This window comes from Paenibacillus ferrarius (assembly GCF_002027705.1).
Taxonomy (GTDB): Bacteria; Bacillota; Bacilli; order Paenibacillales; family NBRC-103111; genus Paenibacillus_E; species Paenibacillus_E ferrarius.
The window spans coordinates 37,498-52,679 of record NZ_MBTG01000018.1 but is presented as its reverse complement, the minus strand read 5'-3'; the positions used below and the strand labels follow the sequence as shown (position 1 = coordinate 52,679).

The window sequence follows — 15,182 nt, the reverse complement described above, 5'->3', positions numbered from 1 at the left end:
TGTCGAATACTCTTCTATCATAACATTTGACAAAAAAAGGCGAAGCGGATGCGTAAAAAAGTCAAGGTCACTATCACGATTATTTGTATCATTTTCGGTTTCGTTGGGTTTTCCATTAAATTTTGGGCTTCCCCGATCTATCCGGAGGCAGTAAAAGGCGAATTGGATTTAACCCAATGGAACTTTGCTAATAACGGGTCTACCCGCCTGGACGGGGAATGGGAATATTATCGGAATCAGTTGCTCACTCCGGACGATTTCGACCCGCAAGGACATAACGGCAAACTGCCGGAGATGACAGGGTTCGTTCGCGTGCCAGACAGTTGGGAGAAGTATGCGGCCGGGGGCTTGAACGGGTCTTCGCATGGATTTGCGACATTCCGGCTGCATGTTAATTTGCAGGGCACCTCTGGGCAGATCTACGGAATCAGGCAGATAAACATTAAAACAGCTCACAAACTGTTCGTAAACGGCAGGGAGATCGGTTCCGGCGGCATTCCAGGGACGAATATACAGGAGACGCTTTCTGTCAATACGCCTTACGTTCGTTTTCTGCAGATTGACGGAAACCATGCTGACATCATCATTCAAGTTGCTAATTTTCAATACTTTCAGGGAGGAATCACCCATCCTATTTATTTAGGGTATCAGGAAGACATACTGTCCATGCGGGAGTTTGCGGTGGTGGAAGATTTATTAGCCACAGCCTGCTTTTTGTTAATCGGCGCTTATTTCATTATTCTTTTCTTAATGAGAGGACGAGAACGTTCCTGGCTCTATTTTGGTTTGTGCTGTTTAGCGGTCTGCGTATATTTGGCGACTCACGGCGAGAAAGTTGCGGCGATGTTTGCGCCGGGGATTCCTTTTGAACTGTTTTTGAAAATACAAACCTTCTCCGGTGCAGCTTCCGAATTATTTCTCCTGCTGTACGCGATGGAATCTTTTCCGGGTTTATTTAAGAAAGTCGTCATGAAAGGGTTCGGATTGACTCTTGCAGTGAGATTGCTGCTTATTCTGCTTACACCCGCACCGGTCTTCAGTAAACTGGGCAGCGTTGGATTGGTACTGGCATTTTTCGAGATCCTGTACGTCGCCTATGTGATGTCTGCCGGCATGATGCGACGGAGGGAAGGTTCGTCGTTGATGCTGATCGGCGCATTGTCGCTTCTGATCATTGAAGTCGCTTCCGCATTGGACATTTTGGGAATTGTATCCGTCTTGTCTATTCAGACAGCCGCGTGGATATGTTTTGCCGTTGCTCAAGGGTTGTTTTTGTCAAAACGGTTTGTGAATACGTTCAAGACAGTGGAGACTCTTTCAGAACGACTGCGATTTATGGACCGAGTGAAGGACGAATTTCTTGCCAATACATCCCATGAAATGAAAACGCCGCTTCACGCCATCATTAATATTGCTGGATCGTTGCTTGAAGGCGCGGCAGGTCCAATGTCGCCGGATCAGAAGATGAATGTAGCCATGATCAAAGATACCGGCAAGAGGATGGCCAACCTGTTAGGCGATCTGCTTGATTTCTCCAAATTGAAGAACGGAGAGCTTGTTTTGAAGCGGAAAACAGTGGCGTTACAACCGATTGCTCGCCTTATATTCGAGATGTTCCGCTATATGGCCGGGGACAAGCCGGTGAAATTCGTTGATCTTCTGAACGATCGTCTCTATGTTTATGTGGATGAAGACAGGCTTGTGCAAATTTTGAACAATCTGGTCGGTAATGCGCTTAAGTTTACGGATTCAGGTCAGATTGTCGTATCAGCGCGGGAGAACGATGGCTGGCTGGCGGTTTCCGTTTCGGATACCGGTATCGGCATTCCGCAAGACAAGCTGGAAGTCATCTTCGAGTCGTTCGAGCAGGCTGGGAAGGCGGTCGCGATGGAGTACGGCGGAATGGGGCTCGGTCTCAGCGTCACCAAGCGATTGGTGGAATTGCACGGAGGAAGCATTTGGGTGGAATCGGAACAGGGTAAAGGGGCAGTGTTTACCTTTACAGTGCCATCCGCTAATCGAGAAGTCGAGAAACGGAACGATCCGGGAATGAATTTGACGAACCCTTTGCAGGAGTTGGCTGCACCCCAAATGATTTCTTCGAATAAGGTTCGATTGGAAGGGGAAGGCATCTATACGATCCTGATTGCCGATGACGATGCTGCCAATCGGCAGGTGCTGCTCAATCTACTGTCCGTAGAGAAATATACGGTCATTGCCGTTTCCAGCGGGATGGATGCGATGCGCGAGATTGAGATGAACCGGCGTATCGATTTGGCGATTATCGATTTGATGATGCCCGGAATGTCAGGCTACGAAGTGTGCCGGAATATTCGCAGACGATACTCGTTGTCGGAACTCCCGGTATTGCTGTTAACTGCCAGAAATCGTCCGGAGGACATTGTGACAGCTTTTGACTCGGGTGTGAACGACTTTCTCGGCAAACCGATCGAGGCTGGCGAATTAAAGGCTCGCATCCGGACACTGCTCGAATTGAAAAAATCGGTTAACGATTTAATCCATATCGAGATGGCTTTTTTGCAGGCACAAATTAAGCCCCACTTCCTGTTTAACACGCTCAATACCGTGATTTCGGTAAGTCATACAGACGTAAGCAAAGCTCAGGATTTACTTGTCGAATTGAGCTTGTACTTGAGAAGCAGCTTCGATTTCCAAAACCGAGAACAACTCGTCTCGATCCACAAGGAGCTGGAACTCATAGAGTCTTATCTGTTCATCGAAAAGGCCCGCTTTGGTGAGCAACTGCAAGTGATCTATGACGTCGATGAGGACATTCGCTGCCGTATTCCTCCACTCATTATTCAGCCGATCGTGGAAAATGCCATTCGGCACGGAGTGATGAAGCGGCCAGAAGGAGGAGTCGTGCGAATATCCGTGAAAGCGGACCAAGACTGTCTTGTTGTTGTCGTTTCGGATAATGGACCGGGAATTTCCGATGAAACGAAAGCGTCTTTGTCCAAAGAAAGAACCGGTACGAGAGGAGTAGGACTCGCCAATATCGAAGGGCGCTTAAGGACACTATACGGAACTGGTCTTAAAATCGACAGCGAGTCCGGACAAGGTACGAAAGTTATGATTCGCATTCCGAATTCGATTGGGTGAGGTGACTTATGCTGCGTGCAATATTAATCGACGATGAGCAACCAGCGCTGGATTTGCTTGAAAAGTTGTTGATAACGATCGGACACATCGAGATTATCGGGACGTTTACGAAACCGGACGAAGCGGTAAACAGGTTATTGCAGGAGCGCGTGGATGTTGTGTTTTTGGATATTGAAATGCCTGGCTTGAACGGTATCGAAGCGGCCGAACACATCACTAAGATTAACCCCGGAATCGATGTGGTTTTTGTGACGGCATATAATCATTATGCAGTCGAAGCCTTTGACCTGAATGCCATCGATTATGTGCTGAAACCGACCAAAGTAGAACGATTAAGCAAAACAATCGCGCGCATCATGTCCAAACAAAGCGCCGGTAAGCAAGAAAAATTTAACAATGCGAGGCAAACAAGCAAGTCCAAGTTTATCTGTTTTGGCCGCTTTGAATGGATACCCGATGCGAACGCGGAACCAGCATCTCCAGTAAAATGGAGAACGTCCAAGGAACGCGAACTGATGGCGTATCTCGTTCATCATCGGAATACGTTTGTCACGAAAGAGAAAATTCTGGAGGATATTTGGCCTAATGCAAATTTGGAGCAAGTTACTGCATTTCTGCATACCTGTATCTACAGCATCAGGAAAAAGATAGCGAGTGCTGGCGACAAATTCAAGCTGGAGTTTCATAACAACTGCTATCGTTTGGAGATGCGCGGGGGAGAGTGTGATGCTGCCGAATTTAAGCGGGTCACTAGCGGTGAAATGGTAATAACTTCGGATTCTATCGGCGAATTCGAGAAGATAGCGAACCTTTATAATGGCAATTATATGGAAGAAGATGGTTTTGTTTGGACTCAGGAAGCGCAGGAAACCTACAAAAGCGATTATATTGAGTTAATGAGACGAATGTCGGATTACTATTTATCTGCAAAAGAGTTCCATGCAGCGGGACATTGTCTGCGCAGCGCTCTTCGTCAAAACCCGTACCTTGACGATGTCAACGAAAGGCTGCTGCTGGTGTACGCGAAGTTGGGTGACCGGTTGTCTATGGTGCGGCATTATGAACGATTTACGAAGCTACTGAAAGAAGAACTGGGAACCACTCCATTAAGATCCACGGTTCGATTATTTTCCGAGATGTACAGCGGCAATGCCGACGATGAGTCGAAGGCGTAATGCCGCTTTTTTTTGTGCAGTAACGATGATTCCAAGGCCCCACTTACTTAATATCTTATAAGAAATTCTTGAAATTACAGAAATTTATCCGATAGGGGGATGCTATTATACAAATAGAAATAAAGACGAGGTGATGATATGCAAGCGAAATTGGCAGAGGAGGCCATTCCCTTCCCCCATAAGCGGAATTCATGGATAAGAACGATACAAAAGCATAAAGTGATGTATGCTCTTTTATTCCCGGCATTAGTTTACTTTGCTGTATTCAAATACATTCCTATGGCGGGAATCATTATTGCTTTTAAAAATTATAATCTGGCTTTGGGGCTATGGGATAGCCCGTGGGTGGGATTGAAAAATTTCAAAGATTTTATTAACGGCGTTTATTTCTGGGACATCATGAAAAATACGATTCTCATATCGCTGTATAAGTTGTTGTTCGGTTTCTCTGCTCCCATCGTACTAGCTTTGCTGCTCAATGAAGTGTATACCCAATGGTTTAAGAAAATCGTACAAACAATCACGTATTTGCCCCATTTTCTGTCATGGGTCATTGTTTATGGACTGATGGTGGCATTATTAGCGCCCGGAGATGGCCTTTTTAATATGATTTTAAAGGAAAATGGTGTTGAGCCGATCTCCTTTCTAACGGAACCTGCCTGGGGCAGACTGCTGATCATCTTATCTGAAATATGGAAGGATATTGGATGGGGAGCGATATTGTACCTTGCCGCATTAGCGGGAATCGATCCAAGCTTATATGAAGCGGCTCGAATTGATGGCGCTTCCAAATGGAGACAGCTATGGCATGTCACATTACCCGGCATTCGAGGGGTCATTATTCTAATGCTGATTCTTAAATTAAGCCATATTCTGGACGCTGGCTTTGACCAAATATTCATGTTTGCCAACAGTTTTAACCAGGAGAAGATCGATATTATCGACACATGGGTCTACCGTGAAGGGTTGGAGCGTCTTAAGATTGGCTTGGCTACTGCTGTAGGATTGTTTAAAGCTGTCATCGGATTTATTTTGGTTTTGGCTGCAAACAAGCTCGCCAAAAAATTCGATGGTCAAATTTGGTGAGGTGGTTTTCGTATGATTAATCTGACAATCGGGGAAAAAGTATGGCAAGCAGCCGTTTATATGATTCTTATTGTGCTGTCCCTACTTTGTTTGCTTCCCTTTCTATATGTGGTTGCTGTTTCCGTGACGCCAGAATCGGAAGTGTTAAGAAGAGGAATTGTTATTATTCCAGAAACCTTTACTTTTACAGCCTATAAAGAAGTATTCATTTCTCATGGTATAGGGCAGGCGTATAAAATTACGTTGTTTCGAACGGTTGTAGGCACTGCGCTTAATGTGCTTTTTACAATCATAGCGGCTTATCCGTTATCCAAAAAATATTTGCCAGGACGCAGCACATTTTTAATCTTCATTGTGTTTACCATGATGTTTGGCGGAGGGCTGATTCCGACTTATTTGTTAATCCGCTCGATGGGATTGCTGAACAGCCCGTGGGTATTGATTATTCCGAATCTCATTAGTGCTTTTAATCTAGTGATCATTAAAGGCTTCTTCGAGCAATTGCCTGCTGAAATCGAGGAATCGGCGAGGGTTGACGGCGCAAGTGAACTTCAGTCGCTATGGCGGATCATTTTACCTCTGTCCTTGCCCGTTCTTGCCACCGTTTCCTTATTTTATGCCGTGGGGCATTGGAACAGTTATTTCGATGCGATTGTCTACTTGAATGATTCGAACCTAATGCCGCTTCAAGTCGTCCTGCGCAACATTCTGCTTAACGTCGCAACACAAAGCGCTGATTCGATTGCCAATTCCGGGACGGTCAGCAAGTTCGCTGTGCAAATGGCGGCTGTCGTTGTGACGACGGTTCCGATTTTGATCGTTTATCCTTTTATGCAGAAGCATTTTACGAAGGGGGTGCTCATGGGATCGATTAAAGGTTAAGGTTAAAGGCAATTCCTACCTAGGTTGTTACGGGGACACCATGATAATATATATACAAGCAAAAGGAGAGGTCAATATGCAACGTACAAAGCTTTCGTTTACTGTTCTGGCTGCTATCGTAGCGCTGGGAACGATATTGTCAGGATGCGGGAACCAAGAAGCGGGGAAGCCGACAGCTTCAAGCAGCCCTCAATCCGAGGGAAACAAGTTTGCGAATAAAATGAAAATTTCGATGTTTAACCAAGGTACTTTCAACGCTGCCGCTCCAATACCTCCGCGTGATGAAGATATTCAACGTCAAATGTTGGAAAAGGCGATGAATATCGACTTGGATATGATGATTCCTCAAGCTGGGCAGGCAACAACCAAACTGAATACGCTCATTGCAGGCGGGGATATTCCAGATTTAATCTTCTTGAAGAGTCGGTCCGATCTCGCGCAATATTATGACCAAGGCGTTCTTGCGGATTTGACTCCGTACCTGGATCAATTTCCCGAATTGCAGAAGCGTTTCGGCAAAGACTCCTGGGAGGCGATGTCCTATCAAGGGAAAACCATTGGCGTTCCAGGTTATGATAATGTAAACGGCATCAGTCGAAGCTACTTCATCCGCAACGATTGGCTGAAAAAGCTGAATATGAAAGTGCCGACAACTCCTGACGAGCTGTTCGAAGTGATGAAAGCCTTTACGGAGAAAGACCCAGACGGAAACGGCAAAAACGATACGTACGGATTCATTGGCGGTATGAATAAAGAAGGCAATTTGCAAACCTACGGCTTCGATAGCTTAATGTGGATGTTTGGCGTCAATCCTCCCTCAGCCATTGAAGTGAAAGACAATAAACCGGTGTTCCTGTTTATCGATCCCAAAATGAAGGAAGCGCTCGCTTACATCAATAAAATGATGGCAGCCAAAGTTGTAGACCCCGACTGGGTGACGATGAATACGCCCGATTTGTTGGACCAAAAGTTATTTAAAGGTAAAGTTGGCTTCATGATCAGGGATGCCCGCAGACTAGAACCGGATTATCAGCAGAAAATGAAAGAAATCGGCGGAGAAGTACCGGAATGGATCGTCATTCCTCCAATGAAAGGCCCTTACGGCGATCAAATCGTGGAGAGAAAATCGTTCCAAGGCAATTCATGGGCTATTTCCAAGAAAGCGGATAAGGACAAAATCATTCGGATCTTGTCTATGCTGGAATATCTCTTTACGGACAAGGAAGCCTATCCGAATTTCGCATACGGGATCAAAGGGATTCATTGGGATATCGTGGATGGCAAGGTCAAAAACAAAACCTCTGAGTTATCGAAGGAAATGAAAGAAAAGTATCTATGGGTTGATCATTATAGAATGCCGCGCCGTGGCGATGATGCCGAGTACTTCAGCTTCCAGAATCCGAAGACGGCAGAAGCTTTCACGAACAATCAGCAATATGTGGGGCTTACTTTGCCCGGAAATTTATTAACTGCAGACCCAAGCGATACCTTGGCAGCTGACCGCACACGTTTCATTAATGAAAGCCTAGTCAAATTCATGACAGGCAAAGACCCTCTGACCAACTGGGATAATTTCCTCAAAACCTTGGATACCAAGTTTGAGATGCAGAAATATAAGGATACAGCAACCAAGCAATTTAAAGAAGCAGGCCTAATCAAGTAAATAAACAAAGAGAGAGGCGATAAATAGCCCCTCTCTTTGTTGTCCTATGCTATTCTTAGTTTAATACAGATTTAAAAGGAAGATGACCGATGCGAAGAAGAATCAGCTTGCCTTTAAAACTATTTTTTATCGTGTTTGCATTTGTATTAAGCTGCATCATCTTGATAAGCCAACTGTCCTATCGCTATGTCCAAAAGGAAATAAGGACCAATGATATTTATTACACAAAACAAATATTGGACAAAGTTGACCAGTATTTAACGGTTAATTTTTCCTCTTTCCAGACGATCTTGTTCTCGGTCGAAACATCGGTGAAAGCAAACATTACCAATACGGAAGTGATTAAAAATCAATTAAGAGAGCTGTATGAGCTCAATAGTAATTATGTCAGTAACATTTACTTGATCAATAGCGATTTATCCATTCTAGGCGGAAGTACGCTGACGCGAATTTTCGATGAACCCTTATCTGACAGAAAAACGTTGTTTGATGCGGCTAACAAGAACAAACGGACTACCTTTGTCAGTGATCCTTATAAATCCAAGTATTCCGGCTGGACCGTTACGATGGTTCGATACCTGAACGGCTCTCCGTTTCCTATGGCCATAGCGATCGATTTGGATCTTAATGCCATTGAAGAAACCTTGTTCAAGATTAATAAAGAAGAACAAATGAATCTGGCCCTGATTACCCTATCTGGCAAAATTATTGCCGGATTTTCAGAAAATAGAGGCCCCCTGAATATTCAAGATCATACGTTTTCAATCGGGGATATGTCGGCGGAACAAATTCTTGATACTACGGGAACAAGCCTTCAACTGCATACCAAGGATGGCATGCCGGTCTCCATTTTGAAGAAATCGACAGAGAAATTCAATTGGTCCATCATCTCGATCAACGATGAATCTCGCTTGGAAGCCGCGTTGTCCAGATTGGAAACTTATTATATGGGGCTTCTGGTTGCCGGTTTTCTATTAAGTCTGTTCATTTCCTTTTTTATTGCCAAATATATAAGGAATCCGCTCTACACGCTCAAAACAAAAATGAAACGGGTGGAGCAAGGCCATTTGACAACGACAGTGACGATGAATCGAAATGATGAATTCGGCGACCTTTCCCGAGCTTTCGACCGTATGCTGCAACAAATTGTGGAACTGATTCGGCGAGCAGAGCTTCATAATGAACTTGAGCGGAAGCTGGAGATCCAAGTACTGCAATCGCAAATAAATCCTCATTTTTTGTATAACACGCTTGGATCTATTAGCAATGTTATACGCCTGGGACAAATAGAGAAAGTAGATGTGGTGATCGGGTCTCTCATTTCAATATTGGAATACGGGATAGCCGACGCTTCGGAGAAGGTTTCACTGCGTCAGGAATTGCAAAATGTAGCGGACTATATCGCGATCCAGAACATCCGTTATAACAGGCACTTCCACTTGATTGAGAATATCGAAGATGGATTAATGGATTTCCCCGTATTTCGAATGCTGCTGCAGCCCATCGTGGAGAATAGCATCTTCCATGGCTATAACGGAGGGGGAATCGAAGGTTCGATTACTATTCATGCCTACGAGCAGGGCGGCATCGTGACGATCGAAGTCGTTGATCAAGGCGAAGGAATTCCAGCGGATCGAATAAAGCATATTCTAGATTCAGAACCGAGTGATCTAGAGCTAAAAAGGAAAAGAATTGGGTTAAACAATATTCATGGTCGAATAAGACTTCACTACGGCGAACAGTTCGGGCTGCAAATCATTAGCATACCGAATGAAATAACCCGTGTCCGCGCAATATTCCCAACAGGTATGTTCAAAGGAGATGCATGATGGTGAGAGACTACACCTGCTTCATCGTTGATGATGAAGATCTAATTATTCAAAGATTGGAGCTGTTTTTTAGCGAGCTCTCCCATAAGGAAGGGCGATTCCATTTGGTGGGCAAAGCGAATAATGGGCAGAAGGGGATCGAGGAGATCTTGCGGCTTAAGCCGGATATCGTAATCACCGATATTGTTATGCCGCGAATGGATGGAATTACCATGATTGAGCAGCTGAAGCCGGAGCTGCCACATACCCAATACATTCTATTGACTGCCTATTCGTCTTTTGAGTACGCTCAGCGAGCTATTCATGCCAACGTATTGGAGTACATTGTTAAGGTTCCGCTCAGGGAAGCGGATTTGGAGCGAGCTTTGGATAAGGCAGCCGGAATTTGGGATGAGGTTAAGAAAAAAGAAGAGGAATTTCAATCTTTAAACGTATCCGTTCTTGAAAATAAATATAGAGTCCGTAAACAATTTTTTAACGAGCTGATCAGAGGCGAAATCCCTTCTCATCGGGCATCCGATTTCGCCAATCGAATGCAGTTCCATTTCTTTCAAGCGAATTATTGCTGCTTTATTGTTGAAATGAATCTGTATGAAAGTTTTCGCCATGAGTATTCAGCGGTTGACCAAAACATCTTGAAATACGCGATTACGAATGTAATCGAAGAAACGGTGATGAATTGCGGCAGGGGGGTAGCTGCGGATCTCTCCGATAATCGGTTTATTGGCTTTCTTTCCTGGGAAAATAATCGTAGTAGGATGGATACAGAATATGCTTGCCAGACACTCGGGAGTCAGATCGTCTCTCATTTGCATCAATATTTGAATCAAAGGGTATCCGTCGCTTTTGGCGGTCCGCACCGAGGCTGGGAATCCATTAAACAAGCTTACACGGAAGCTAATAATGTGAGTGACGATTTCTATTATCATGCAGAGAAAGCAGTGAAAACGCCCGCTCATCGGTTTCATTACCATAATGACAAAAAGGAGGACTTTCAGCAGAAGCTGGCTGATTTACTAGCCTGGCTGCAAAGAAAGGTTTCCAAGGACGAGCTGGAGAAAGAATTTGCTGCTTTAAATCAATTTGTTATGGATCACAAAATCCATAAGTCCATCATGGCACCAATGCTTCGAAACTTGTATAGAGACATTGCTGCGAAATTTAAAGCGGGGAACACGTTGACCACAGAGGCCGCAGAGTTTCCCCTCGAATTCATGGCATTTCAGGAGCAGTTGGCCTATATTGGCGATTTCACCTACGAATATGTACACGCTGGCCAACTTTTGCATCGGGCAGAAATCATGAGTGCCATGCGATTTATAGAGAAAAACTTGAAACAGCGTTTAACGTTGGAGGCTATTGCCGAGGAAGTGAATTTAGCTCCATCGTATTTTAGCAGTCTTTTCAAAAAAACAATGAACGAAGGCGTTATCAGCTACATCAACCGTAAAAAAATTCAATTGGCTCTTGAGCTGTTAAACGTTCAGGATTATTCTTTATTGGAATTGTGCGAGGAAGTCGGAATTGTAAATGAAGGGTATTTTTGCAAATTATTTAAAGAATATACGGGTGATACACCTAAGCAATATCGGATAAAAATGACACGGTATGAATCCAAATAAGGTTGCAAAAAAATGTATGAATTTTTCGCGAAATCATGTAAAAAAATGGGGTTCAAAAGGATTACCATGATAGATGTATCTAATCATGGAGGTTATCACAATGGAGCTTATTAAAGCGGATGTAACCGTCGTAGGCGGAGGTATTGCTGGGCTATGCGCCGCCATTGCTGCCGCACGCCAAGGGCTGCAAGTTTCACTTATTAATGATCGACCGGTTCTGGGGGGGAATGCCAGCAGCGAGGTCAGGGTTCATATCAACGGGTCGGCCTATCTTGGGAACAGTCCATCCTATTATGCGCGTGAAGGCGGGTTGGTGGAAGAACTCAAACTGAGGATTTTCCACTATAATCCGCTATATAACAAGAAGCTTATGCTTTCGCTTTCGGATACGGTCCTGTTGGACATGGTCTATGATGAGCCTAACATTTCTCTATTCCTGAATACCTGCGTGCATGAAACGGGAATGGAGAACGGAAGAATTAAATGGGTAGAAGGACTTCAATTGGCTTCCGAAAGGAAATTCCGTTTTGAAAGCCGAACCTACATCGATTGCTCCGGAGACGGGGTTGTCGGATATCAGGCAGGCGCGCTCTTCCGATGGGGGAGAGAAGCGAGGCATGAATACAAGGAAGACTTGGCTCCCGAAGTGGCGGATCATTACACCATGGGGGACACGATCCTGTTTCAAGCCCGTGACGTCGAATATTCTGTTCCGTACAAGCGGCCTGGCTTTGCGTATGATATTACGAAATTGGACTTTTTTGATAGTATCAGAAAAGGCTTGAACCATCGGGCTTTTCCTAGAAAAATCAACGGACTCGGCGGATTGTGGTGGCTGGAATACGGTGGACATATGGATGTTATCGCAAACAATGAAGACATCGCATTAGAGCTGCGGAAATTGGTTTACGGGATATGGGATTATATCAAAAATAGCGGCGAATTTGACGATGTGGACAATCTCATCTTGGATTATGTCTGCCCGATTCCGGGGAAAAGGGAGTCGAGGCGATTTATAGGGGATCACATGTTGTCTCAGAACGATCTTACCACAAAGCCGCATTTCGAAGATGCGGTATCCGTCGGGGGATGGTATATGGATTTGCATGCTGCTAAAGGCATCTATGATGAGGGACCAGCTACAGCTTGGAATTTCGTGCCTGGCTTGTACAATATTCCGTTCCGCAGTTTATTTTCCCAGAATATTCCCAATCTCATGTTCGCTGGCCGCAATATAAGTGCTACCCATGTTGCTTTCGGTTCTACAAGAGTAATGGCTACCTGCGGTTGTATGGGGCAGGCGGTTGGAACGGCAGCTTCGTTATGCATGAAATATGAGATAGACCCCGCAGCCATAGTCGAATCTCATATGGGGGAGCTGCAGGCGCTGCTGCTTCGAGACGGACAAACGATTGTAGGACTTCAAGAGGAATTGGATCCTTATTTCGCGGAAGGATTACAGATTCGCGCTTCATCTCAGCGCAGCTATGCCAATCCTCATCCAACCGAAGCGCTTCCTTTGGAGAAAGGGTTATGTTTGGTCTTGCCGATTCAAACTTCAGTGGCGGAAAGCGTACAGATCAAAATCAAAAATATTTCCGAGCATTCGGAAACGCTGCATGTGAAGCTGTTTGGCGGGGAACGGAAGGAAAATTATATTCCTTCTTGCGAGTTGAAAGACTACCGATTGGCTATTGCAGCTGGTCATGATGACTGGATTACGCTGGACATGGGCTGCGAGAAGCCGGCGGACGATAAAATCTACATCGTGTTAGAAGGTACGGCTAGGTTAGCCGTGTATGTCAACGAAGAGAAGATTACAGGCGCGGTTAGCTTCCATTATAAGCCGGAAGCGCCGTCCAGGCTGAAGAAATTCAATCAGAGCATTTGCTTTAAGGACTTGCTGCCACCTCAGAATATGTATAATCCCGAGAATGTCGTCAACGGCTACTCCAGGCCCTATGGTCTGCCGAATGGCTGGATTTCCGAACGTACGGAAGGACGGGAATGGTTGGAACTCTCTTTTGCAAGCCCCAAAAGTCTGGACGAAATCCATCTGGTTTTCAATTCGCAGTTGGATTTGGAGCATTTCGATGATCCGATCGAGTCCCTTATCCAAGATTATGATGTGATCTTGACCTTCGAAGACGGAACGGAGAGGGAAATCGTAATCCGTGGCAATTATCTCACGTTGAATAAACATAAGGTGGATGCGCAAGGTGTAACCCGAATCCGCTTCGATTTCTGCGCGACTTTCGGTTCGCCTTATCATGAAGTGTTTGCTGTAAAATTGTTTGCTCCTACAACGATAAGTGAGGGTCAGGTGAAGTCGCAATGAAAGAATTATTCCCTCGAAGAGGGCTGCCTAATGTCATTCAGAAGCTGGAAAATTGGGAAACCGTAACAGTCGTCTATTTTGGCGGCAGCAATACGCGTTCTGAAGGATACAGAGTCATGACGGCGGATTGGCTTCGTGAGCAATATCCCCAGGCGGATATCCGCTGTGTGAATGCAGGCATTGACGGAACTGGATCGGATTTGGGCTGCGCCCGTTTGGAGAGGGATGTGCTGCGTCATCAGCCTGATCTAGTGTTTGTTGAATTTGTCGGCAACGATGGCGGAGTGCCTGAGTCCAAGGCGCGGATCGAAGGGATCGTCCGTCAAATCCGCAAGATGAGCCGGTTTACCGATATCCTCTTCGTGTATACGCTGAAGGAGCGGGATGTGGCCTTATTTCAATCCGGGGAATACCAGAAGGGCGCGCTTATGCAAGAGGAAGTGGCCGATTATTACGGAATTCCTTCGATTCATCTGGGTGTAGCGGTCAGCCATTTGGTGTCCGAAGGAAAACTCATTTTTACCTCAGGGGCAGACAAGTCCATTCCCGGAGCGATTGTTTTTACGCATGATTCGATCCATCCGACAATTCCCGAAGGACACCAGATTTATACAGATACGATCACTCGGTCGTTTGAGAAAATGAGAGAACTTCTAGGTCACTTGGGAAGAGTCGAGCATAACTTGCCTCAGGCCACTTTGGTCCCGGCGAATCCTTGGGAGTACGCGACGATGCTGCCGCTGGATGGTCATGCCCATTTATCGGCAGGATGGTCCTACGTAACTCCCGATGATTCAGCTTTGGCCCGCAAGTACGATTGGTTATTCTCTGGCCTATGGCGAGCGGTCGATCCGGGGGAGGCTATCACGGTGCAGTTCGAAGGCACACACATTGGACTGTTCGATATCGGGGGGCCGGATTCCGGCAGATTGAAGGTGACGGTGGACGGTGGAGATCCCTTCCTTGTGGATCGATTCACACTGTATAACGATCATAATCGGAATCAGTATGTTTTCTTGCCGGAGCTCCCGAATGGGAAACATACAGTTCGCTTCGAAATCGATACCGAGAAGACAGACAAAGCGGCCGTGTTTGAGGCATGCGGTAATGAACGAAGCATTGAGCATGTTCGGCAGCATCCGGATTGGTACGATCAAACAGTGATTCAGCTTGGCAAGCTGTTGTTGGTGCAGCCGCCATTAGTGTAGTTTAAAGTCGTTTGGTTCCTAATGTACAACTTGCAACGTATCTGACTGCTGCTCAGCAGATGAATACGTTGCAGGTCTATTTGTTATTAAAATCTTATAAGAAATTCTAGAAATCAAAGAAATTTCACAGTTAGGCGGCATGCTATGATATCAAAGACGAAGGGGGGATTAACCAGTAGGATGCGGATAATTGCTTCTTTGCGATCATGTGGATAAAGGGGGGTGCGAATTTTTGAAAGCGTTACCAAAATAAGGA

The 15,182-nt window shown here is 45.4% G+C and carries 9 protein-coding genes; all 9 read left to right on the top strand.

Annotated features, from left to right (window positions below):
* Positions 1–48 precede the first annotated feature (48 nt).
* Positions 49–3,123: a hybrid sensor histidine kinase/response regulator gene (locus tag BC351_RS20015; RefSeq protein ID WP_079414505.1), complete on the top strand. Its 3,075-nt coding sequence runs from the start codon at positions 49–51 to the stop codon at positions 3,121–3,123.
* Positions 3,124–3,131: 8 nt separating this feature from the next.
* Complete coding sequence (locus BC351_RS20010) at positions 3,132–4,298, top strand: response regulator (RefSeq protein ID WP_079414504.1); 1,167 nt, start codon at positions 3,132–3,134, stop codon at positions 4,296–4,298.
* Between the two features lie 138 nt (positions 4,299–4,436).
* Positions 4,437–5,384, top strand: a complete 948-nt coding sequence (locus BC351_RS20005) for an ABC transporter permease (RefSeq protein WP_079414503.1) — start codon at positions 4,437–4,439, stop codon at positions 5,382–5,384.
* A 12-nt stretch (positions 5,385–5,396) separates the two neighbouring features.
* Entirely contained in the window at positions 5,397–6,266 is an 870-nt protein-coding gene (locus BC351_RS20000) for a carbohydrate ABC transporter permease (RefSeq protein ID WP_079414502.1), read from the top strand.
* A gap of 76 nt (positions 6,267–6,342) precedes the next feature.
* Complete coding sequence (locus BC351_RS19995; RefSeq protein ID WP_079414501.1) at positions 6,343–7,929, top strand: extracellular solute-binding protein; 1,587 nt, start codon at positions 6,343–6,345, stop codon at positions 7,927–7,929.
* Between the two features lie 89 nt (positions 7,930–8,018).
* Positions 8,019–9,758 (top strand): sensor histidine kinase, encoded by a 1,740-nt coding sequence (locus BC351_RS19990; RefSeq protein ID WP_079414500.1) that lies wholly within the window; start codon positions 8,019–8,021, stop codon positions 9,756–9,758.
* Entirely contained in the window at positions 9,755–11,380 is a 1,626-nt protein-coding gene (locus BC351_RS19985) for a response regulator transcription factor (protein WP_244209102.1), read from the top strand. The genes BC351_RS19990 and BC351_RS19985 overlap by 4 nt, the downstream gene beginning before the upstream one ends.
* Before the next feature lie 100 nt (positions 11,381–11,480).
* Positions 11,481–13,718 (top strand): FAD-dependent oxidoreductase, encoded by a 2,238-nt coding sequence (locus tag BC351_RS19980; protein WP_079414498.1) that lies wholly within the window; start codon positions 11,481–11,483, stop codon positions 13,716–13,718.
* On the top strand, positions 13,715–14,926 hold the full coding sequence (locus tag BC351_RS19975) for an SGNH/GDSL hydrolase family protein (protein ID WP_079414497.1): 1,212 nt from the start codon (positions 13,715–13,717) through the stop codon (positions 14,924–14,926). The genes BC351_RS19980 and BC351_RS19975 overlap by 4 nt, the downstream gene beginning before the upstream one ends.
* Positions 14,927–15,182 lie beyond the last annotated feature (256 nt).

What these genes read in the sequence shown, in the direction of transcription:
- BC351_RS20015 (WP_079414505.1), top strand. Translation starts at nt 49, where the DNA reads ATGCGTAAAAAAGTCAAGGTCACTATCACGATTATTTGTATCATTTTC.
- BC351_RS20010 (WP_079414504.1), top strand. Translation starts at nt 3,132, where the DNA reads ATGCTGCGTGCAATATTAATCGACGATGAGCAACCAGCGCTGGATTTG.
- BC351_RS20005 (WP_079414503.1), top strand. Translation starts at nt 4,437, where the DNA reads ATGCAAGCGAAATTGGCAGAGGAGGCCATTCCCTTCCCCCATAAGCGG.
- BC351_RS20000 (WP_079414502.1), top strand. Translation starts at nt 5,397, where the DNA reads ATGATTAATCTGACAATCGGGGAAAAAGTATGGCAAGCAGCCGTTTAT.
- BC351_RS19995 (WP_079414501.1), top strand. Translation starts at nt 6,343, where the DNA reads ATGCAACGTACAAAGCTTTCGTTTACTGTTCTGGCTGCTATCGTAGCG.
- BC351_RS19990 (WP_079414500.1), top strand. Translation starts at nt 8,019, where the DNA reads ATGCGAAGAAGAATCAGCTTGCCTTTAAAACTATTTTTTATCGTGTTT.
- BC351_RS19985 (WP_244209102.1), top strand. Translation starts at nt 9,755, where the DNA reads ATGATGGTGAGAGACTACACCTGCTTCATCGTTGATGATGAAGATCTA.
- BC351_RS19980 (WP_079414498.1), top strand. Translation starts at nt 11,481, where the DNA reads ATGGAGCTTATTAAAGCGGATGTAACCGTCGTAGGCGGAGGTATTGCT.
- BC351_RS19975 (WP_079414497.1), top strand. Translation starts at nt 13,715, where the DNA reads ATGAAAGAATTATTCCCTCGAAGAGGGCTGCCTAATGTCATTCAGAAG.